The 21,658-nt window shown below is 49.1% G+C and carries 16 protein-coding genes and 1 pseudogene; 4 read left to right on the top strand and 13 right to left on the bottom strand.

Annotated features, from left to right (window positions below; translation table 11 throughout):
* Nucleotides 1–2: 2 nt before the first annotated feature.
* The 10 genes from AC0THY_RS02215 to AC0THY_RS02170 all read right to left on the bottom strand — a co-directional run bounded on the left by AC0THY_RS02215 (nt 3) and on the right by AC0THY_RS02170 (nt 10,580).
* A complete protein-coding gene (locus AC0THY_RS02215; RefSeq protein WP_489992839.1) occupies nt 3–1,883 on the bottom strand; it encodes a C40 family peptidase in 1,881 nt (626 codons plus the stop codon).
* Nucleotides 1,884–2,090: 207 nt separating this feature from the next.
* On the bottom strand, nt 2,091–2,711 hold the full coding sequence (locus AC0THY_RS02210) for a V-type ATP synthase subunit D (protein ID WP_489992838.1): 621 nt from the start codon (nt 2,709–2,711) through the stop codon (nt 2,091–2,093).
* Nucleotides 2,708–4,105 (bottom strand): V-type ATP synthase subunit B, encoded by a 1,398-nt coding sequence (locus AC0THY_RS02205; protein WP_489992837.1) that lies wholly within the window; start codon nt 4,103–4,105, stop codon nt 2,708–2,710. Before AC0THY_RS02205 ends, AC0THY_RS02210 begins: the two co-directional genes overlap by 4 nt.
* 12 nt (nt 4,106–4,117) lie before the next feature.
* Entirely contained in the window at nt 4,118–5,884 is a 1,767-nt protein-coding gene (locus AC0THY_RS02200; protein ID WP_489992836.1) for a V-type ATP synthase subunit A, read from the bottom strand.
* Nucleotides 5,877–6,464, bottom strand: a complete 588-nt coding sequence (locus tag AC0THY_RS02195) for a V-type ATP synthase subunit E (protein WP_489992835.1) — start codon at nt 6,462–6,464, stop codon at nt 5,877–5,879. The genes AC0THY_RS02200 and AC0THY_RS02195 overlap by 8 nt, the downstream gene beginning before the upstream one ends.
* A 14-nt stretch (nt 6,465–6,478) precedes the next feature.
* Nucleotides 6,479–6,787 carry a V-type ATP synthase subunit F gene (locus tag AC0THY_RS02190; protein ID WP_489992834.1) on the bottom strand — a complete coding sequence of 103 codons (309 nt, stop codon included), beginning with the start codon at nt 6,785–6,787 and terminating at the stop codon, nt 6,479–6,481.
* Complete coding sequence (locus tag AC0THY_RS02185; RefSeq protein WP_489992833.1) at nt 6,787–7,233, bottom strand: ATP synthase subunit C; 447 nt, start codon at nt 7,231–7,233, stop codon at nt 6,787–6,789. The genes AC0THY_RS02190 and AC0THY_RS02185 overlap by 1 nt, the downstream gene beginning before the upstream one ends.
* A gap of 38 nt (nt 7,234–7,271) precedes the next feature.
* Nucleotides 7,272–9,209, bottom strand: a complete 1,938-nt coding sequence (locus AC0THY_RS02180; protein ID WP_489992832.1) for a V-type ATP synthase subunit I — start codon at nt 9,207–9,209, stop codon at nt 7,272–7,274.
* A gap of 18 nt (nt 9,210–9,227) precedes the next feature.
* Entirely contained in the window at nt 9,228–10,265 is a 1,038-nt protein-coding gene (locus AC0THY_RS02175) for a V0D/AC39 family V-type ATPase subunit (RefSeq protein WP_489992831.1), read from the bottom strand.
* A gap of 3 nt (nt 10,266–10,268) precedes the next feature.
* The gene (locus tag AC0THY_RS02170; RefSeq protein WP_489992830.1) at nt 10,269–10,580 is read right to left on the bottom strand and encodes a hypothetical protein; all 312 of its coding nucleotides are present in this window, start codon (nt 10,578–10,580) and stop codon (nt 10,269–10,271) included.
* A 269-nt stretch (nt 10,581–10,849) separates the two neighbouring features.
* Between AC0THY_RS02170 and trmB the strand changes: the two genes are divergently transcribed.
* Both trmB and AC0THY_RS02160 read left to right on the top strand, forming a co-directional pair.
* Entirely contained in the window at nt 10,850–11,515 is a 666-nt protein-coding gene (gene trmB, locus AC0THY_RS02165; RefSeq protein WP_489992829.1) for a tRNA (guanosine(46)-N7)-methyltransferase TrmB, read from the top strand.
* A 116-nt stretch (nt 11,516–11,631) separates the two neighbouring features.
* Complete coding sequence (locus AC0THY_RS02160; protein WP_489992828.1) at nt 11,632–11,775, top strand: hypothetical protein; 144 nt, start codon at nt 11,632–11,634, stop codon at nt 11,773–11,775.
* 54 nt (nt 11,776–11,829) lie between these two features.
* Here AC0THY_RS02160 and AC0THY_RS02155 read toward each other — a convergent pair whose 3' ends face one another.
* On the bottom strand, nt 11,830–15,915 hold the full coding sequence (locus AC0THY_RS02155; protein ID WP_489994134.1) for a fibronectin type III domain-containing protein: 4,086 nt from the start codon (nt 15,913–15,915) through the stop codon (nt 11,830–11,832).
* A gap of 147 nt (nt 15,916–16,062) precedes the next feature.
* Here AC0THY_RS02155 and AC0THY_RS02150 point away from each other — a divergent pair, with 147 nt between their 5' ends.
* Nucleotides 16,063–17,304, top strand: a complete 1,242-nt coding sequence (locus tag AC0THY_RS02150; protein ID WP_489992825.1) for an IS4 family transposase — start codon at nt 16,063–16,065, stop codon at nt 17,302–17,304.
* A gap of 437 nt (nt 17,305–17,741) precedes the next feature.
* On the opposite strand, the pseudogene AC0THY_RS02145 reads toward AC0THY_RS02150, so the two are convergent.
* Nucleotides 17,742–18,012 (bottom strand): annotated as a pseudogene (locus tag AC0THY_RS02145) (oleate hydratase); the annotation flags it as partial.
* 568 nt (nt 18,013–18,580) lie between these two features.
* A complete protein-coding gene (locus AC0THY_RS02140) occupies nt 18,581–19,828 on the bottom strand; it encodes an AI-2E family transporter (protein ID WP_489992827.1) in 1,248 nt (415 codons plus the stop codon).
* Nucleotides 19,829–20,086: 258 nt separating this feature from the next.
* On the opposite strand from AC0THY_RS02140, the gene AC0THY_RS02135 reads away from it, so the two are divergent.
* Nucleotides 20,087–21,364: an IS701 family transposase gene (locus AC0THY_RS02135; RefSeq protein WP_489992826.1), complete on the top strand. Its 1,278-nt coding sequence runs from the start codon at nt 20,087–20,089 to the stop codon at nt 21,362–21,364.
* Nucleotides 21,365–21,658 lie beyond the last annotated feature (294 nt).

The raw sequence follows: 21,658 nt of genomic DNA, 5'->3' as shown, positions 1-21,658 counted from the left end.
TTTTACCAATAACGAACTATTTTTGTAATTTTTGCGTAATTGTAATTAGAAATTTTGATTCCGCCCTGGGGATAGGGCGCACTGTTGGATGCATGTACAATTTTGCCGTTTCCTATATAGATACCCACATGGGATACAGGGCTGTAGTAACAGATAATATCCCCCGGCTGAAGCTCTTCCTCAGAGAGAAATTTAGCTGGTGCAAAGGGGCCGCCGTAAGCAGAGGTTCCCAATGCCTGTGCCGCTGCAACGCGCGGGATATTGATTCCAAAATATCGGAATACAAGCATAGTAAACCCGGAACAGTCCACACCCTTTGTCAGATCCTGGTCGCCGCCATATACGTAGGGATATCCGACAAATTTCTGCGCATACTCCGCAATCGCCCTCCCCTTAGCCGACTCCGATGCATCATAGGTGGAGGCTCCTGTTTTGTCAAACACATAGGTGATTCCATCAATAATCAGGGTCTTGTCAGCCGACATAGCGCCTCTGTCTTTGGGATCAAAGTAATAATTGATGCCGTTGACCAGCTGGAAACCTGTTTTGCGGATTCCGGTATCGGAATCTAAATAGTAGGTCTTGTTCTTAAAAACGGTAACACCCTTTGCGATCTTGCCGTCAGCCAGGAAGAGATACGTGTCATTGCCGACGGTGTACATTTTGTTGGCTATACGCACACCCTTTGCATTTACATAATAGGAACCCTCAATCCAGGTATTTTTCTGGAGCACACCCTCCGCGTCAAAGTAGTACCACTTGCTGCTGATCTGATACCATCCGTTTTTCACAGTCTCGAAATTCTCATTCAGGTAGTAGGTTTTGCCGTTCTCTGTGTTGAAGCCTGTGGAACGGGTCTTTGCCACAACGCCGGAACCGTTGACGTACTTACCGCCCACCCACATGTTCCGGGCCATCCGGCCGTTGGTTCGGTAGTATTTTCCGTTCATCCACTTGTCGGTGACCATCCGTCCCACCCGGTTAAAGAAGTAATAGTATTTGCCGATCTTTTTTCGGCCAGTGGTCTTGACCCCTGTCTTGGGGTTTAAGTAATAGCGGTATTTGCCCTGGGTCAGCCAGCCGTAGGTGCGCTGACCGTTGGCATCCACATAATACTTCTTGTTCACCACCCAGGCATTTCTCTGCAGAATCCCTTTGGTGTTAAAGTAGTAATACTTTTTGCGTATCTTCTGCCAGCCTTTGAGGGCCGCTTTAGTCTTGGAGCTAAAGTAGTAGGTTTTTCCCCGGTAAGTTACCCAGCCCTTTTTCTGGATGCCGGTGGTGGTGTCAAAGGCGTAATACTTTTTGTTAATCTTGAGAATGCCTGTCTGCATAGCCCCAGTCTCAGGGTCCATGTAATATGTAGTGTTTTTGATGGTCAAAAATCCTTTGGCCAGTTTGCCTCTGTAATCATAGTAGTATTTACTGCCGTTTTCCTCCACCCAGCAGTTTTTGCGCTCTACTTTTTCGGGGGTAGTGCCGCCGGTCCCCTCCGTGTCGGAAGTATCCTCCGGGGGAGTGACGACACGGTTGCCGTTTGCATCCACGCGGATGCCGTCAATCACGGTGTTGGTTGCCATCTTTCCGGAGGAGGTTAAAAAAGATCCATCCACCCAGATATTTGTCAGCATACGGCCCTTTACATCAAAGTAATACCAGTGCTGCTGGATATACCTCCAGCCTGTGGCCGCGTAACCGTCTTTTTCAAAATAGTACTTATATTTACCGATCTTTTTCCATCCTGTCAGATAACCTTTGGAGGTGTGCGCTGTGTAGTACCTGCCATTGGAATCGCTTTTCCATGCTGCATCCGCGTTCAGGTTTGGAGCCAGAACCGTGAGCATTCCCACAAGGGTAAGAACGACCAATACTCTCTTTTTCATGAAACACTCCTTACTAATCTAATCTGTTATAACATGCTGTAACCGTGAAGAAATAATTACGAAATTATTACATCTCCATTAAATACTACATGATTAGTGGGAAAAAGTCAATAGAAAACCCGCATTTTAGAAGGATTTCATAAATGCGGGTTTTGTAAAATCTCTTAACATATTGGGATAAATTGTCAATTCAAAGGGCTTTTGGAATCACGCTTTTGTCTGCATACGTTTGATCACCTTCAGCCTGGTGAACTCCTCACGCTCCTTTTCCTCCAGGGCATTCTGTATACTCTTGGAGAGCTCTGTGTAGGTGGGAATGGTGATGTTTTTCAGGGCATTGGCCCGCTTCTGAGTCTTCTTGATGTTGATTGCCAGACGGTAGGCGGAGTTCTCTATCATAGAGAGCCGGATGGTCAAATCCTTTACCCGCTCAAACGCCACCTTTGCCTCATCCAGAGACTGCTTGGTGCTGTAGTAGGCGTAGGTGGGAGCGCTGGGTGAGGAGTCATACTCCACCAGAGGTATTTCTGTACCCATAATGCTCCTGGTCTTGATACGGATGGAGTTTTCCACCGGCACGGAGAAGGAGATCTCCTCCACCAGACTGATGCCCAACTCGATATTGGCTCTCTGCAGGGCCGCGTAGGCGGTGCGGAAGGTTACGTCGATCTCTGACTGGATGGCCTGTGCCTTATCGATCAGGCCCATCATTTCACGGATCAGGATATTCCGCTTTTTGTCCATGAGCTCAAAGCCCTGTTTGGCCAGAGCCAGAGAATTTTTCGCTAAAATCAGGTTACCTTTTGTGGGAAAGGTATTTGGATTCATGAAATCACCTCGGAATCAGCTTCGGGTTTGTAGTATTTATCCAGTATCTTTGTGTCAATACGGTCCAGCTCCTCCCTGGGCAGCATGCCCAGAAGCTCCCAGCCCTTATCCAGTGTCTCGATAATGGTCCGGTTCTCCTCCTCCCCCTGTCCTACGAACTGTGTCTCAAAGGCTTTGCCGAACTCCAGGTACTTTTTATCCAGAGGAGAGAGCTCATCCTCGCCGATTACAGAGGCCAGGGCTCTGGCATCCCCCACTTTAGCGTAGCAGGAGAAGAGCTGGTTGGCAATGGACTGGTGGTCCTCCCTGGTATACCCCTCTCCGATACCGTCCTTCATCAGACGGGAGAGGGAAGGCAGTACATTGATGGGCGGGTAGATGGCCTGGCCGTGCATCTGGCGGTCCAGCACGATCTGCCCCTCTGTGATATACCCGGTCAGGTCCGGGATAGGATGGGTGATATCGTCATTGGGCATGGTCAGGATAGGAATCTGGGTCACAGATCCATTGATGCCCTGTACGATCCCGGCGCGCTCGTAGATGGTGGCCAGCTCGCTGTACAAGTATCCCGGAAACCCCTTACGGCTGGGGATCTCGCCCTTGGAGGAGGAGACCTCGCGCATGGCCTCCGCAAAGGAGGTCATATCCGTTAAGATGACCAGGATGTGCATTCCCTTCTCAAAGGCCAGGTACTCGGCGGCGGTCAGGGCCACCTTGGGGGTGATCAGACGCTCGACCACAGGGTCATTGGCCAGGTTCAGATACATGACCACATGGTCGGATACACCGCTCTCCTCAAAGGTCTTGCGGAAAAACTCAGCCACGTCGTACTTTACGCCCATGGCTGCAAACACGATGGCAAACTCCTCATCGGAATTCTCCCCCAGGGACGCCTGTTTTACGATCTGGGCTGCCAGCCGGTCGTGGGGCAGGCCGTTTCCGGAAAAGATAGGAAGCTTCTGCCCTCGGATCAGGGTGGTAAGCCCGTCAATGGCTGAGATACCGGTTCGGATATAGTTTCTGGGATACTCCCTGGTTACCGGATTCAGGGGGAGGCCGTTGATGTTCAGGCGCACATCTGAGGCAATTTCCCCCAACCCGTCAATGGGCTGGCCGATTCCGTTGAAGGTGCGTCCCAGGATCTCTGTGGAGAGGGAAATCTCCATGGGGCGGCCGGTCAGCTTTGTGTGGGTGTTTTTCAGGGACATTCCCTCATTCCCCTCAAACACCTGTATAACGGCTTTGTCCTCATACAGCTCTACGATACGTCCCAGCTTTTTTTCTGTGCCGTTAACCGTGATTTCAACGATCTCTTCAAAGGAAGCATTTGAGACACCTTCCAATACGACCAGGGGGCCATTGATCTGACTGAGTCCTAAATATTCGATTGACATATGCTAACCTCCCTACGCATTTTTTGCTAATACTTCGTCATAGAACGCATCCACAGCGGCTTTGTACTGAGCGAATTTTTCCGGCTCACCGTTGGGCACATCATATTTGATGGCGATAATCCTATCAAAGATATCGCTCTCTTTTAAGATGGACATGGGCATTCCCATGGTCACCAGGATCTTGGACTTCTGGTACAGGTAGAGAATGATATCCATCATCAGGAACTGTTTTTTCATGGGCACACAGGTGTCCTCCGGGTGGAAGGCATTCTGCTGCAGGAAGCCCAGTCGGACCACGCGGGCGATCTCCAGGGTCAGCTTCTGGTCATCCGGGAGCACATCGCTTCCGATGAGCTTTACGATCTCCATCAGACTGCTCTCCTGGTTTAAGATGGCCATGATCTGATTGCGGTAATCCACAAAGTTGGGGTCCACGTTGTCCCGGTACCAGGGGGCCAGATCATTGAGATACTCGCTGTAGCTGGTGAGCCAGTGGATGGCCGGGAAATGCCTTGCGTAGGCCAGGGATTTGTCCAGACCCCAGAAGCAGCGCACGAAACGCTTGGTGTTCTGGGTAACCGGCTCGGAGAAATCTCCACCCTGGGGGGAGACAGCTCCGATGATGGATACACTGCCCTCTGTTCCGTTTAAGTTCTGCATCAGGCCGGAGCGCTCATAGAAGGCGGAAAGCCGGGATGCCAGGTAGGCGGGAAAGCCCTCCTCAGCGGGCATCTCCTCCAGACGGCCGCTGAGTTCGCGCAGGGCCTCCGCCCAGCGGGAGGTGGAGTCCGCCATGATGGCCACATCGTACCCCATATCCCGGTAGTACTCTGCCAGAGTGATTCCTGTGTAGATGGATGCCTCACGGGCAGCCACCGGCATGTTGGAGGTGTTGGCAATCAGGGTGGTCCGGTCCATCAGCGGGTTTCCCGATCTGGGGTCCACCAGCTCTGAAAACTCTTCCAATACCTGTGTCATCTCGTTACCGCGTTCTCCGCAGCCGATATAAATAATGATATCCGCATTGGACCACTTGGCGATCTGGTGCTGGGTCATGGTCTTACCAGTTCCAAAGCCTCCGGGGACGGCGGCTGTGCCTCCCTTGGCTATGGGAAACAGGGTATCCAGGATACGCTGGCCGGTTATCAGAGGCTGGTTGGCTGCGTAGCGGGCAGATGCGGGCCTGGGAATACGGATGGGCCATTTCTGGGCCAGGCAGATTTTTTCTTCATTTCCGTTTTCCAGCTGAATGGTTACCAGAGGTTCCGTGATGGTGTAAGAGCCATCCGGCACCACATCCACCACGCGGCCGGAAAGCTTTGGGGGAATCATGGACTTGTGAAGTATGGCAGGGGTTTCCTGCGTCTCGGCAATGATGGTTCCTGCGCTCACCTCATCCCCTTTCTTCACGGTCATGTGCACCTCCCACTTTTTGGAGGTATCCAGGGAGTCCACGCTCACACCGCGCCCGATATATTTTCCTGTGGATCTGGCGATCTCACTCAAGGGCCGCTCGATTCCGTCAAAAATATTGTTTAGAATCCCGGGGCCTAAGATCACTGAGATGGCATCTCCTGTGGCCTCCACGGTCTCACCGGGTTTTAAGCCTGTGGTCTCCTCAAACACCTGGATGGTGGTAGTGTCCCTGTCAAGTGCAATGACTTCTCCCACCAGGCGCTCTCTGCCCACATACACCATCTCTGACATCTGGAACCCCGTATTGCCCTTCAGGTAGATGACAGGGCCGTTGATTCCATAGATAATTCCGGTCTTATTCATGGCTGATACCTCCGTCAAACGTAAATGCCGCCTTCTCCTCCTCAAGTTTTGTGGCAAAGGAGTTGTCAATCAGGATGTGGCGGTTTTCCACAACGGCTCTTGTGCCGCCCATGAATGAATACTGGGAGAGCGTGAGGGTGGTGTTGACGGCTGCGCTCAAGCTGGGCAGCTTGGAGGAGTCCGCAGGGTCGATATAGATGGTAACCTTATCATTCCCGGCAAATTTCAGGATATCCCTGATCTGGCGTACCAGGAGGTCCTGATACGCGGGGGTGTCCATATACTCCTCCAGCTTGATTTTCACCTCTGCAAAAAGCTTCTCTTTTAACTCATTGTGTTTCTTTATGATATGGCGTTTGATCTCCAGCCTCTCTTTAGACAGTGTCATGTTCTTGGCCCGCTTCAGGCTGATGGCCTCTGTCCGAAGCTGCAGGTCTGCCTGGCGCTTTTTGTCAGCGATGTGCTCATCCTCCAGCTTTTTGAGGGAGGATTTATACTCGGAGATCATGCCTATGCTGTCCTCCTTGGCGCGCTGCAGGGAGGCTTCCTGGAAATGCTCTAATTTTTCCTCAGTTGTCAAGCTTTTCACCTTCTTTACAATTTTATTCCGATGGCTTCATTGACGTAAGAAGTGATAAAGTCCGGTCTACGTCCTGTGCCGTGCCTATCCGGGATCTCAATAATCAGCGGGAGCTTTCGGTTCAGCTTCACATCATCCACCAAGTCTGGAAATTCTCTCCCAAACTTTTCTGTCAGAAGGATGATACCGATGCTCTTGTCTGCTATGGTCCGCTCCAGGGCTTCCCGGAGCTCATTTTTTTCATGGACCACGCAGCCCTCCACGCCGGCCAGTCTCATTCCCGTGTAGGTGTCCACATTATCACTGATGAGATACAGCTTCATCAGCCCAGTTTACCTAAGATCATGAAGGAGATGATCAGTCCGTAAAGGGCAACACCTTCCGCAAGACCTACGAAAATCAGTGATTTACCCAGAATACTCTGGTCCTCGCTGATGGCTCCAAGAGCAGCGCTTGCAGCACTGGCAACTGCAATACCGCCGCCGATACAGGACAATCCGGTTACAAGTGCTGCGGCCAGATACCCCATACCCACAGACAGATCGGAGACGCCTTCGGCAGAAGCGGATGCGGCTGCCAGGGCAGTGGAATCGCTGGTGAAGGCCAGGATGTTGGCCAGGATCAGTGTACCAAAGAAGAAAAAGCAGTTTACAGCAAGGGAGGTTTTGTAACGGCCCCTGTTGCGCTCGCCGATCAAATAGGCTCCAAATGGAACAATAATGCTGAGTACCAGTGCGATGACTAATGTGATTGAGACTAAAGTTGACATAAGATTTCCTCCTGTTTCAATAAATAAGATTTATTCTGTTATGCTTTTGCATTTCTTTTGGTAAAGGATTTAAACTCGCGTCCGCCGCCTTTATAGAAACGGCTGAACATTTCATAATATTCCAGACGCAGTACCTGAATGCCTACGATCAGTCCCTCCATGCCGCAGACAAAGATATTTCCCAGGATAATGACAAACCAGTTGGGGGAGCCCCCGTTCTCTGCGCCGGCCAGCATCAGGACCACCTGCATCATGGCAGCATGGCTCACCGCAAAGGCGCCGATACGCACAAAGGAGAGGGTGTTGGAGAAGTAGCTGAGGAGTACCTCGAACATCTCAAACACGGTCTGGACAATGAACATCCCCTTTCCACCGGGCAGAAGCTCTGCCTTGTGCTCCACAAGCCTGGTGAGAGGCTCTTTTAAAGCAATCAGGAGCAGGGGAAGAAGGAACATAATTGCCAGAACGATCCCCGCGGGCAGCGCATGGCCGGTCATAAACAGGGCAACCACAGCCACCACGGCTGTGTAGAACACAAAGCCGGCCAGGCCGTTTGTGTCAAACCAGGTATTTTCAGCATCTTTGGCCTTGACGGCATTTATGATGTGGAAGATCATGGTCATGAGGATCAGGAACATACCGAACGCGATTGCAACCACAAAGACCGTGTTCAGTTTTCCGATAAAGGGCAGCGTGGTCATGCTCTCCGTAGGCCGCAGCCACAGGGCCGGCAGCACATCCTCAAAGCCAAAGAAGCTTCCAAACAGGAAACCAAAGATGGCGGAGAATACGCCGGCACAGCTGATAATGGCAGCCAGATCCAGCTTTTTAAACTTATACAGCAGGGCGCCGCCCAGTACCAGGCAGAGTCCCTGGCCCACATCCCCAAACATAGCTCCAAAGATAAAGGCGTATGTCAGGGCCACAAAGGGTGTGGGGTCTAGCTCATTGTATGAGGGGAGGCCGTACATCCGCACAAACATCTCAAAGGGCCGTATCAGCCTGGGATTCTTCAGCTTGGTGGGCGGAGGATTCAGCAGATTATTGTGGTCATCCTCTATAATACAGTAGAGATTGCTGTCATTGGAAATATCCTGTTCAAAGGCCCTGGCATCCGCCTCGGACATCCATCCACACAGGATGTAAAAGACCTTTGGCTTTTCCTTGGTACAGGCAGCCAGCTTCCGCACGTCAAAGTTCGTGGACAGGGAGGCCAGCTTTTCCCTGGCAGAGAGGATAACAGCCTTCTCATCTGACAGGATGGTCAGGATCTCTTTCTGGCACTCTGCAATCTTAGCAGTGTAGTCACTGATCACTGCGTTCAGCTTGTCATAGGCCTCCTTAGGAGTTCCGTCATACTCATCCGGCAGGTACACGCGTTCAAAGTGCAGGGACGAGTAAACTGCGTCCAACTTGGTGGTCTGCCCCGCGGGAGCAAAGTAGACGCCCCAGATATACTGGTCGTCGCTGTGGCATTTGAAAAATACGGTATCCAGGTTTTCGTACACATATTTTTCCAGCTTCTCGTAGTAATCCTTGGCGATCTTGCCGAATCGGTATCGGATATACTTAAAACGGAGCACGCTGTGGATATCGTAGTCAAAATCCAGAAACGGCTCGATGTTGTGCAGGGAAGTGTATAGCTCCTCCCTGTGGGCCTCAAGCTCTGAACGCCTTTTGCGGATTGCTTCCATCCTGCTGTCCAGATTCTTTAAGGCATCAATGGATTCCTCTAATGTGATGTCCTCTGTGGGGACATCGGTGTCATCTTTTAAAAGTTCAGCAAACTCATTGGCCTTAGAGAGCCATTCCCGGTAGGGATTGATTTCAATATAAGGTCTTAAGTTTTTTACGGTCTTAAGCTCCGACAGTGCGTTTTCCAAATGTATCTCGTATTTGGAGAGGTATTTATTTACCACACGGTCAATGTCGGCCTTGGGACCCGTGATGCTTAGAAATTTCATTTTGACAATCACCGGTCACACCTCCTAAGTCTAATGTTTAATATATTCCAGTATTTCACTGGGCGTCAGTCCATAGCGGACGCACTCCAGGACAATCGTCAGCTTATCGATTTCGTGCTCTTTTTCAAAGAGATAAGAAATCACGGTTGCCACGGAATAAGGATCTTTGGCAGTTGCCTTGCGCTGTACATTCTGCCGGATAACATTGTAAGTCTCATCCAGTGTATCCGCGTCGTAGTCCTCATAGTGGCGGCCGTAGTAGGTGCGTTTTACGGCAGCAGCAAAATCATCTTTGCCGGGTGCTTCCACCATTGCCTTGACCTCCTCCCGCCGCAGGTGAAACAGAACGGGAATCAGATGGGCATAGATATCCGCAGGGGTCATCTGAAAATAGTGCCTGGACCGGTAAATCCACCGCACATTCAGAAGATCCATCTTGGTGCCGTAGGCTTCCTTGAAGTACTTAAGCTGTGCCTTGCTCAGGGTTTTCTCCCCATTGTTCCAGAACCATTTAAAATAGAACAGGTCAATGGCCATCTCATAGTCCCAGAGTGTGGGGTTTGGGAGACTGGACAGCCGCATCAGAGCGGGATAGTAGATCGAGCCCTTCAGGTTTGCCACAAATTCCTCCACCGACTGGCTTGCGGACAGCTTTCTTAAGTCAATATCCGAGTGCCTCTGAAAGAAGGCCTCAAAGATCCGCAGATCCAGGGTCATATCCCTGTGGTCAAAGACCATCCGCATACATGTTTTCAGAAGTGAGACCTCATACCTGTGAAAGTAGAGGTCCAAAAACTTGCGCTGCTCCACAGGAGCAAAACGGTATATTTTCTGAAAATCAATGTAGATGGCATTGGTGAGCATCTTCTCAATATCGCTTCTGTGCAGACCGGACTCCTCCACACCGGCGAACAGGTCCCGGTATCCGGGCTGCTTTTTCAGGTAAGCCAGCGCCTCTGTCACATTTTTGGAGGAAGCCAGCTCCCGGTAGTTATCCGGCGTCAACAGCCGGCTGCGTATGGCCCGTATCTTGGTGGTGGTTCCGCTGTAGGATAACAAGTTTCCCATAGTCTACCCCTCTATCATTTTTTGAAGGAGCTGCCGGGCCAGCTGTTCGTGGTTGGCCTTATAGTCCGATTCAATTGTCTGGATTGTTTTATCCGTATCCCGCCGTAGCTGCAAAAGCTCCTGCTCCATCTGAGCATCCAGGTTTTCCTTTAATTTCTGCAGCTTTTCTTTGGTTTCCTGGTCGATCTTTGCATCAAAGGCTTTGATGTTTTCCTGAGACTGTTGTTCGAGGTCCTTTTTTTCAAGGGCAGCGGCCTCCATGATTCTGGAAGCTGCCAGCTCAATCTCAGATAATCGGTTTACAATCATATCCATATTTGTATCCTCCTATCTGCTGCTGTTGCTACTATTTATCATACACCATTTTTCAAAAAAAGCCATAACTAAATTGTAATCTGTAAAGTTTTATGATAGAATCCCGGTAGAAAAAAGGTTACTGTTCACTCAGGTCTGAGCATATACTGCTCAGACCGTGAGAAAATGATTCAGGAGTGCATAAATCCCAACGCCGCAGGCGATTTTCCATGGATTTATGCATGTTACTGTGAACAGTAACAAAAAAGGAAGTACAAGGAGATAAAAGGATGCGTCTTAGAAATATACCTGGTGCAGACCAGATCATAGCGGAAAGTCCCTATGTGATACACGAGCCGGAAAAAAAGAAAGGGACCTGGCAGCAGATTTTTGGAAACAGCAATCCCATACACATTGAGGTGGGGATGGGAAAGGGAAAATTCATCACAGAGATGGCAAAATTGCACCCGGACATTAACTATGTGGGAATTGAGCGGTACACCAGTGTGCTGCTGAGGGCTGTGCAGAAACGGGAGACCCTGGAGGAAATTCCCAATCTCTGTTATCTCTGCATTGATGCCAGGGACCTGCCTCTGATTTTTGAGCGGGAGGAGGTTGGGAAGATTTACCTGAACTTTTCCGATCCATGGCCAAAGGACCGGCATGCCAAGAGGAGACTTCCCTCCAGAGAGTTCCTGGCACGTTATGATCAGATTTTAAAACGGGATGGAGCCGTGGAGTTCAAGACGGACAACAGGGGGCTGTTTGACTTTGCGTTGACGCAGGCCCGGGAGGCAGGATGGACGCTGGATGCCTGTACCTATGATCTGCACAGAGAAGAGGACATGATGAGGGGAAATGTGATGACAGAGTATGAGGAAAAGTTTTCCGGTCTTGGGAATCCGATCCACAAGATGATCATCAGCCGCCAAACCGGAGCAGAGAAGGAAGCGTAGTGAGGGAAGGCGGATGGGTCCCCTGATGAACGAACCGTTTCCGGACTGAAGCATATAATGGAAGAAAAAGGTGGCTGCAGGGGTACGTGGCAGCTACTCAAAAGGATGTGTGACAGGTGGCGAGAAAACAGGGGATCAAGGACAAGATCGGCCAGGCGGTAATGATAAAGCCTGGGATGAATAAGAAGATGCTGGTGATCAAAAGATCTCTGGATGAAGTGAATGGCATCCTGAACAATGACAAGAAAAAATCCAAATAGGTAGGCCGGCCAGGCTGTGCGGGGAATGTGCACAGTCTGGCCGTTTTTTGCCAGCTATTTAATTTTTATAGTAATTTTCGCTTTTTTCTTATTGTAGGTAGTGGCAGTGATCGTTACCTTACCCTTTTTCTTTGCAGTCACCTTGCCCTTGGAGTCAACCGTTGCCACCTTGCGGTTGCTGGACTTGAAGGTGATTTTCCCAGCGCTTCCTCTGTTCAGCTTTGCCTTTAGCTGAAGGGTTTTCTTTACCCTGAGAGTCTTTTTCTTTGCGGTCAGTGTTATCTTTTTTGGTGCATTCTTGACAGTAACCTTGCAGGTGGCTTTTTTACCATTTGCTGCAGTTACGGTGATCGTTGCTTTCCCTTTTTTGCCTGCCGTTACCACTCCCTTTGCAGTTACCTTTGCCACTTTTTGGTTACTGCTCTTGAAGGTTAGTTTCCCAAGCTCAGCAGAAGAGGGTGAGGCGGTAGCTTTTAAGGTAAGCTTTTCCTTAGCTCCCAGTGTAATTTTAGAGACATTTAGTTTCACAGCCTTTAGCTCTACATTGGGCTTGGGATCTTCACCGGGCTTGGGATTTCCACCGGGTTTGGGGTCTTCACCTGGGTTCGGATCTACCGGCGCTGGTTTTTTGGTGGAAAAGGTCAGGGAAGCGGCAGAGGATACATTGCCGGCGGCATCCTCTGCGGTAACTTCCACCTCATATGTGGTCTCCGGCTTGAGGGCTGTAAGGGTGGCACTGAGAGCAGCCCCGTCAAGGCTGATAGTCTGCTTCGCCTGACCAGCAATGCGATAAGTTACTGTATATCCGGTTACGCCCACATTGTCTGTGGAAGCGTCCCAGCTGATAACAGCGCTGTCTGTTGTAATATCATACGCCTGAAGGTTTTTAGGGGCGGAGGGAACTTCGGTGTCTTTGGGCTCCTCTGCTTTTAAGGTGGTGAAAGAAGCTTTGGCAGGAAGAGATACATTCCCGGCCGCATCGTATGCAGTCACCTCGATCTCATAGTGGCTCTCTGGCTGCAGGTCAGCCAGTACGGTACTTAAAAGTTCAGAAGGTAAGCTTATGCTCTGCTTTTCCTGACCTGCGATACCGTAAGCGATGGAATACCCGGTTACGCCCACATTGTCGATGGCGGCCTCCCAGCTGATCTTTGCGCTGCCTGAGGTGATCTTGGACACCTCAAGGTTGTCCGGTGCATCCGGGGACTCTTTGTCCTCCTCAAACTCCGTTGCAAGCACACGGACCTCGGCAGCGGAGGTGTACTCATTAGCAGCTTCCCCGCTTGCGGATGCTGTGGAGACGAGACGGACATACCGTGCTCTCACTGGCGTAAAGGATGCCAGCTTCCAGGCGTTATCCTGTGCCCAGGAGCCTTCCCCGGCGGGAGTATAGGTTACATTGTCCGTACTCACTTCGATTCGGTATTGGGTGATAATACCGTTGATGCCGCCTGACTGCCGGGGCTGATAGCGGAAGCCCTTTACGGTGTAGACATCACCCAAATCTAAAAGCAGCCAGTGATCCTTTCGGTTATAGCCGCTGCTCCACTCCGTATGCCAAAGAGTCTCTTCATTTCCATCCAGTACATTCATAGCGCCCTGACCGGAGTGTTCCGACCCGGCTGTGGCTGTAATTTTATCTAACGGAACCTCACCCAGCTCGGAAGTGGGATCATAACCGATATAGCCCAGGTCTACATTCAGGTCACCGGAGCTTACGGAGTAACCGTGTTTGTTTTTGACAGAACTGTTCTCATCGCACACGATCTTGGGACCTAGGAAGGAAGTGCTGCCCTGATCTCCCTTGGGAATGGTGTAGGAGAAGAGCATTGTACTGTCTCCATTTCCTCCGGAAACATAGGAGGCATGGCGGTAGCTGCCGTTTAAGTTGATGCGCAGTGAGGGGGAACCGGTGGTAAAGACGGGCTGATCCAAAACTGCGGTGATGTTCATGGTGTCTCCCGGCTGGATGGAGGCCCTGTCCGGATTGCGTTTTTCAACCTCACAGCTTATGCTGGTGATTACAGGATTGTTCAGGGTAATATCCTCATCCAGAAAATTCAGGTTAAAGGAGGTGAACTTGATGGCATTGGAGTGTTCGTACATCAAGCCGTAGTTTCCGTCACTCATGGCCGCCAGGCAGGAGTAGGCGTAATTGCCGGAGCGGAACATCTTTGACTTCTCCCAGGTGATGGTGTCATCCGCGTTGACCTTGCCCAGGCGGAGAGCTCCGTTGCTTCTGCTGGGACCGTCCGGGTTGGACATCAGGACATACTCACTTCCATTGATCAGATCCGGGCAATGGATGACAGAGAGCTGGCAGTAGACCTCCGGCGCCTCTGTGTAGGTGACATCGCCCCAGGTTTCCCCGCCGTCCGCACTGACAGAAACAGCAACCTTTCCTGAGCTGCCACCGGTATTTCTCATGAACTGTACAAGATGGCCATTGTTTAGCTCCACAATCTGACTCTCAGTCAGCTCGGAGAGACCGTTCATCTCCTGGGAATCGGAGACCTGTCCGCTGTCATTTATCCTGCCGTCATTGGGGGATTTGCCGCGATGCCAGGTGAGGCCATTGTCGTCACTGTAGATGTTTGCGGAGGACTGTTTGCCGTTCCCGTTTGTGTAATAGATGGGGAAGATGAGACGGCCTGCGTGGCTGCCCTTTGTAAGCTGAATGCCTACGCCGGGACCGGTGCCGATAAATTTCATCCATTCTTCTTTCACCTCACCATTCAAAATCCGGGGCTGGCTCCAGGTGGTTCCGTCATCATCGCTGTAGGTCAGACACAGATAGCTGGTGACAAGGACCGTGAGAGGAGCAGTGTCATTGTCCTCACCAGTACTCTTTAAAAAGATGTTTCCTTTGTACTCATCGTTTTCATAGAGATCCCCGTACTCGTGATGGGGCATTTTTGTATCCAGCTTGACTGCGTAGTCGGTCGGGGTACCTTGACTGTCATAGACTACGCCATTTTCACGCACAGTATACTCTGCTCTGGCGGTGTCATAAAGGGCCAGGTATTTTTGACCATCTTTCTCTACGTATCCGCTGCCTGCGTTTGCAGAGCCAAAGCCCGTGCTTTCCGGGAAGAGATCCACCAACATCCAGATACGCCCGGAATTTGCGCTTTTTGTCCCCTCCACCACCACACATGGATCTATGGCAAAGGCAGACTGGGTGCCTGTGAAATACGGCTGGGTCTTTAAGTCCAGCACAGTAATGGGATCATCCCAGGTCTTTCCATTGTCAGTGCTGCGGCGGATAACCGTGTCAATGTTTCCCCAGTCGTTCCAGTGTGTGGCCCTTCGGTCAGCAGCGGCGATCAGAGTTCCCTCTGTAGTGGTCGCCAGAGCGGGAATCCGGTAATTGTAGGCATCGTAGTCCCCCATATCAAAGAGGCCGTATTCTTCTGTCTTGAGGGTGTCTTCATCGTACTTATCCTTTATGGTAGTTTCATGGTCCGCAAGGATATCTGCCTCGGAGAGGGCGGAGTTATAAAACTTGATATTCTTTAAATTTCCCTGGAACGGGTAGTTGTTGCCGCCGCCCCGGTCCGCGCGTCCAAAGGTGACCGAGTGCAGTGCCCATCCCAGGTTGTCAACAAAGCTGGTGGAAGCGGCACTTTGTTCCAACAGTTTTACGCCGTCAATATAGAGTCTGTAGTACTGATCTTTGGACACGGTGAGTGTAGCGGTATGCCACTTGCCGTTATTCAGTGCAATACCGGTATCTTTAAAAATGTGTAAATTAGTATCGGTATTATTTCGGATCTCAGAGCCCAGCGTGGACCCGTTGACATAAAGGCTGATATAGTTATTTGTTGAACTGGGCTCAGACCTTCCGTTTACTGCAAATAATGCCTGAATTCCGCTGGCCGAGGTCTTAAAGGTGGCTGTCATAGTAGCGCTGCCCAACCCCTCGAATAAGTTCAGATCCTCAGCTGAAACTTTGTACGGTTCTGCCTCGTTTCCGGCGATGGTCACACCTTGGGTCCCGTATTCCTCCTCGGAAAGCCAAGTCCTGACCGCCTCTGCCGCTCGGCTTTGGACTTCCTCCTGTGTGATGGACATCTCGCCATACCCTGCCTGTGCGGCAGAGACAGGGAGTGCAGACTGGGCCACCAGGGCCAATGTCATCAACTTTAGATATTACGCACCTTGACAACTAAATAATGCACAAATAACGAGTGATATTTTTGTTGGTTTTATTTCTGCTTTAGGTATTGACATGGCAGCCAAGATGTGCAATGCATCTTATATAACCATCTATTAGGAGGTGTGCCTATGTTTGATACTTTAAATCAGACCTTTGGATTATTGGACCAGTTACTTGACGACCCTCAGTTCATTAAGGACAACCGGACTTCTGAAAAAGCTTTCTCCAGAAAACGCATTCTGGACTTTAAGACGGTTTTCTATTGTATCTGTTCTTCGCAAAAACGTTCGCTCCATACAGAACTGTCTTCCTTTCTTATGAAAGCTTCCCGCGACATACCTGTATTTTCACCACAGGCCTTTTCGAAAGCCCGTTATAAGATCCATCCAGGGGCTTTTTATGCAGCGTTTCGGCAGTCGGCAAAACGCTTCTGCATAGAAAAAGATCTGATCACCCTGCATGGATACCGCGTTTTTGCTGTTGACGGCACCTCCCTCCTTCTTCCGGATACTCCCCAAAACAGGGATACCTTTGGCTCCTGTGGAAATGCTCAAAAGACTTATGCCTCTGCTTCTGCCTCTATTTTCTATGATGTTTTAAATGATATCGTTATAGATGCAGTGATCGGACGGCGGTTTTCTTCTGAACGAAAGGACTGCTATGACATGATTGAAAAAACAGATGACGCTTCTTTCACCAGTTCCAAAAAATTAATTCTTTTGGACCGCGGATACCCATCCAGGGAAATGTACCTGTTCCTGAAAAACCATGGATATCAATATCTAGTCCGTTTACAGAGCGCCGTCCCCAAGGCAGTGCTGGATATGGAAGGAGACGATAACATCATTATAGACAGCAGGAACCACTCCATTGTAAAAAGAATCCTAAAAATCCATCTCCCCTCCGGGGAAACAGAGTATCTGGCCACCAACCTGTTCGATCCCAGATACACAGTGGAAGACTTCTATCATTTATATCATCTGCGCTGGAGTATTGAGACAAAATACCTAGACATCAAACATAAAACAGAGCTGGAAAAGTTTACCGGATACCGTCCGGATGGGATACGCCAGGATTTTTACGTCTGCCTGCTTTTATTAAACCTTTCTGCAATGCTAAAAAGAGAAGCAGAAAAAAGAAGGACAAAAAAGAAAGCGAGTAAGTGGGTATACCAGATATCCATAACTGCGGTGATAAACCTAATGCGTGAAAATATGGTAGTGCTGTTGTATGGTGCTGTCCCCAGGATACCTATACTGGAAAAGATGTCGGAAGTCCTAAAAAATAAGCGCTCAGCGATTCGTCCCGGACGACATTCTGAGCGCAAGAGACCAAGAACAGTGAAAAGATACATTCTTAATCATAAATAAAACCACACGCTAATATGAATTTTATTTAGGCCTTGTGTATTTTTCGCTTGGTCTCTTTAAGTTTACCTTAAATTATTAGATTTGTCATTCGAAATTTTTTGTACATTATTTAGTTGTCAAGGTACTCTTTAAATTTGGTTAAGTTGATGACATTGGCCACCAGGGCCGCAGCCAGGAACAGGGATACCCATTGTTTCTTCTTTTTCATAAGCATTCTCCTTTCTTTTTACGGCACGTGTACGAACTGTGCACAATTGCATATTTCTGGGGTGAAGTGTGAGAAAAAAGAAGAAATACTTTGCAATATTCGATTATCGGGTAAGGATAATCCATTTTTCTACCTTTAAATCAGGTGATATCTTTGCAACAGTTCCTCTATCACAGTTCCGGATATTTTTTTCAGCGCTTTTTTCTCCGGCAGCTCTGCGGAGGTCTCAGAGACATTCAAAATGATTGTCCATCCCCCGGCTGACCCGCATAATGAATCCCTTAGAGGGGTCCTTGATTCCATCGCAGGAACCTCCCGGTATCTTTAGCCCCTCTAAAATATGGATATGTTCCTCTTTCATCTGACCGTCCCGGACCAAAAAGCAGGCGGAAGAAAGGGATGCAAGGCGATTGCCCGCCAGATATGCGGATTTGTGGTCAACGCCCTCTGGTTTTTTGGGGATGTGCAAATGCTTCAAACTTACCACCTGAATAATACATATAGAAACCTCCTCGCTGTTTTCCTGATATTTACTGTGCCTGTAAATCTAGCATAATGGTTTCCAGGGCAGTCTTTCATAGATAAAAAAGAATCCCGCTCGCGGGATTCTCCGCCTGCGGCGGGTCGCTTTAGCGACATAATTCCTTTCCGCCGCTGTGCGATCCCAGCGGAGCGTTTTTTTGCATCATAGGAAAGTTCAGAGGACTTTCCTATGATCAAAAAACAGCCCTGCCGAAACTTTCGACAGGACTGTGGCATCGTATAAAATTCAGACATTCTCCGCAATGTGTCCGGGCTTCTCTTTCATACCCTTCCGAATCCAGTCCAGCAACAGTTACACAAATGCAAACTTGTAAAAATCAGCGACGAACTGTTTATCCTCCGCACGCACATACCTGCGGCTTTTTCCTCCGCCATATTAGGAGCTGACAAGTGACATTGCAGAGATAGCGTTCCACCAGCTCCCGGCTGACGGAGTGGTAGACATATACGTCTTCTTGCCTTCCAGAGCCCGCTTTGTAGTCTGGGACAAAAGCTTCACGTCCTTTCCTGTGTTGTACAGAGAAATCACTCTAATGTAATATTGTTTAAGTTCTCCATGTTCCGCTTTTTTAGCCTGGAGGTGAGCAGGCGGTTCAGCAGGTAGCGCAGGAACGCCACCACGGGTACCCCCAGGAACATGCCCAGCACTCCGGCAACGCTGCCGCCGATGGTGATGGCAATGATGATCCATAGGGGCTTCAGCCCGGTGGAGTCCCCCAGAATCTTGGGTCCTAAGATCAGGCCGTCAAACTGCTGGAGCACTAAAATCAAAATGACAAAGATCAAAGCCTTCAGGGGACTGACCAGAAGCATGATCAGAACACCGGGTACTGCTCCGATAAAGGGACCGAAATAAGGAATCATGTTGGTAACCCCCACTATCACGCTGATCAGCACTGTGTAAGGCAGCTGCAGCAGACTCATAAAGAGAAAACACAGTACCCCGATGATCGTGGAGTCAATAGCCTTTCCAACGATGAAGCTGCTGAACAGGTGATTTGCCTCCTTTAGCACCTCTACAGTAGAGGGGATTCGCTTTACAGGGACAAAGGCGTATACAATGGCCTTCATGGAATGGATCAGTATCTTTTTGTCAGAGAGCATGTAGATGGACACAATAATCGCAATAGCCAGGTTTAGCATCCACTGTAGAATAGACATGGAAACCTGATACAGAGCAGGCACGATGTTGGTGGCAAAGTCCTTTACATAATTGATCATATCCGGAATGGCATTGTTGATGGTGTTGCGGACAACCTCCATATCCAGGGTGGGGAAGTGCTCCTCCAGATTGTCAACAAAGTGGTAAATCTGATTAACGGCTGTGGGAATGTAGTTGACCAGATCTGTGATACTGGAGATGATCTGGGGAATAATTCCAAAAAGCACCACCGCAATCATACCGATAACCAAAAGATAAGCAATGGCTATGGAGAGCACCTTTCTGGGAGTCTTATCCTTCATCTTCAGGAATCTGCCCAGGAGCATACTGATCTTTCTGACCACAGGGTTTAAGATAAAGGCGATGAGTATTCCTATGATAAAGGGCATCAGGATGTTAATGATTTCCTTGGCAGTTTGTATGGTTTCACTCCAGGACAAAAACAGCTTAATGATAATGACGCCCACAAAAATGACGCCGATCGCATAGATCGATATGGTAAAGTATCTGCTGTTTGCTTTAAATTTCCTGGAACCGGGGTCTGCCTCCCGTTTGGCTATGTCCGGAGCCGAGCCGGTCTGATCCGGTGATTTCTGCGTGTTTGCTTCCATAAGTACCTCTTTGCTGTAATTTTCTATTATTAAAGATTATTATAGATGTTTTGCAGGGAGGATGCAAGGGAAGGGAAATTAAATTTGTATGAACTTCCATTTCAGCCAAAATGCAGGAACTGACCGTTAACTGCAACTAAGGACGCTCAGGAAAGCCTTCGCGTCCAATGTCATCAACTTAACACTACAACGCCCAAAGTAGAGTAAAGGACTATACCACGCCCTTGTAAAAGTGTTAAAATAAAGAGGGGTGATGAAATGTTAACAAGTAATTATGAAACAGATTCGTATTGGGCAAAGGAAGTGCTTGGAAACCAGTTGACAGAGGTTGAAACAGCAGCTAGGCTTGAGCAGTATCTATCCGATTTCGACTCGGTCAATACGAATCGGACTCATAAGGCTCAATTAGCATTGTATATAAAAGGACTTTTGAGTAATCTTGAAAGGAAATCTGTAGAGCCGATTGCGTTGTTCCTAAAAGGGCCGGAAGCCGTCCGTGGGCTACAGAATTTTATGGCCCGTTCCACCTTTCCAGAACAGGAGTATCTCAAAAAATATCAAACATTGGTAGCAGACCGCTTATCTGCTCCAGAGTCCATGCTTTGTATTGATGAGAGTGATTTTGTGAAGAAAGGGACTTATTCACCGGGTGTTGCCAGGCAGTATTGCGGGAGACTTGGAAAGAATGAGAATTGTCAGGCTGGTGTATTTTTGGCATATTCCAATTCCCAGGGCCATGCACTGCTGGATGCCAGGCTTTATATCCCCAAAAAATGGTTTGGCTCGGAATATGAAGAGCATAGAAAACGGGCAAAGCTGCCCGGGGAGCTTAAGTTTCAGACCAAAAATGAGATGGCACAAGAACGATTGGCGCAAATATTTTCCGCCGATATCTTCCAAATCAAATGGATCGGCTGTGATGCGTCTTTTGGAAGTGACCATAGTTTTCTGAAAAGCCTTCCAGCTGACAAATATTACTTTGCAGCGGTACGGAAAAATGAGAAGATATTCCGCTCCATGCCGGAAATGATACCGTCAAAACGGGCGGGACAGGGAGGAAAACGACGGATACATCCTTCATTTCCACCAATCTATGTGGAAGAGATTGCAAACGATGAGAGTATTCCGTGGAAGGAAGTGTATCTGGGAGATGGGTCTAAGGGACCCATCTATGCAGAAACGAAGAATATCCGCTGTGTATCGTACCAGACTCATTACAGCGGGAATTCAGGCAGGACAAAGCTGACAGTTCCGGATGAAGAGGTCTGGCTTTATATAAGGAAACATGAAGACGGGACCATCAAATATTTCTTATCCAATGCACCAGGGGGAATCAGCCGGGAAGAATTAGACAAGGCATGTCTGATGCGCTGGCCGATCGAACAATGCTTCGAAGAATGCAAAAGTCATCTGGGAATGGGGGACTATGAGAGCAGGACCTACCGAGCATGGGGAAGGCATATGCTGCTAGTAATGCTGGCACAGTTTTTTATTACGGAGCTGCAGATAGAGATAAAAAAAGAGGGAGCAGTCTGACATGGCCAATGGTCAGGCTGCTGATAGCTTACGGAATCTGTTGTGTTTGTGAAACATACAAGGAATTGATCGGAATTGTTGTCTATCGTCTGAAAAAGAACAGGCATTCCTATGAATGCTTTTGTCGAAAGAAAAAGAAGAGGCGAATGCCGCCAGGCTTGGAAATAAGAAACCAATAGCAGAACACGGCGGTTGCTTTCCGGGATACTCCGGAGAGATTCTTTCGTGTACTTAAAATTTCTTTTGAACAGCTAAAGTAACCCTTCATACGAGGTTTGTTTTATGCTTGTTCCT

Source organism: Ruminococcus sp. 8Y-12 (genome assembly GCF_058119865.1).
Note: the sequence above shows the minus strand (reverse complement) of the source record. Positions and strands in the feature narration are given on the sequence as shown.

Excerpts from the sequence above, each read along its gene's own strand:
- AC0THY_RS02215 (WP_489992839.1), bottom strand. The coding sequence starts at position 1,883 with ATGAAAAAGAGAGTATTGGTCGTTCTTACCCTTGTGGGAATGCTCACG.
- AC0THY_RS02210 (WP_489992838.1), bottom strand. The coding sequence starts at position 2,711 with ATGAATCCAAATACCTTTCCCACAAAAGGTAACCTGATTTTAGCGAAA.
- AC0THY_RS02205 (WP_489992837.1), bottom strand. The coding sequence starts at position 4,105 with ATGTCAATCGAATATTTAGGACTCAGTCAGATCAATGGCCCCCTGGTC.
- AC0THY_RS02200 (WP_489992836.1), bottom strand. The coding sequence starts at position 5,884 with ATGAATAAGACCGGAATTATCTATGGAATCAACGGCCCTGTCATCTAC.
- AC0THY_RS02190 (WP_489992834.1), bottom strand. The coding sequence starts at position 6,787 with ATGAAGCTGTATCTCATCAGTGATAATGTGGACACCTACACGGGAATG.
- AC0THY_RS02185 (WP_489992833.1), bottom strand. The coding sequence starts at position 7,233 with ATGTCAACTTTAGTCTCAATCACATTAGTCATCGCACTGGTACTCAGC.
- AC0THY_RS02175 (WP_489992831.1), bottom strand. The coding sequence starts at position 10,265 with ATGGGAAACTTGTTATCCTACAGCGGAACCACCACCAAGATACGGGCC.
- AC0THY_RS02170 (WP_489992830.1), bottom strand. The coding sequence starts at position 10,580 with ATGGATATGATTGTAAACCGATTATCTGAGATTGAGCTGGCAGCTTCC.
- trmB (WP_489992829.1), top strand. The coding sequence starts at position 10,850 with ATGCGTCTTAGAAATATACCTGGTGCAGACCAGATCATAGCGGAAAGT.
- AC0THY_RS02155 (WP_489994134.1), bottom strand. The coding sequence starts at position 15,915 with ATGACATTGGCCCTGGTGGCCCAGTCTGCACTCCCTGTCTCTGCCGCA.
- AC0THY_RS02150 (WP_489992825.1), top strand. The coding sequence starts at position 16,063 with ATGTTTGATACTTTAAATCAGACCTTTGGATTATTGGACCAGTTACTT.
- AC0THY_RS02140 (WP_489992827.1), bottom strand. The coding sequence starts at position 19,828 with ATGGAAGCAAACACGCAGAAATCACCGGATCAGACCGGCTCGGCTCCG.
- AC0THY_RS02135 (WP_489992826.1), top strand. The coding sequence starts at position 20,087 with ATGTTAACAAGTAATTATGAAACAGATTCGTATTGGGCAAAGGAAGTG.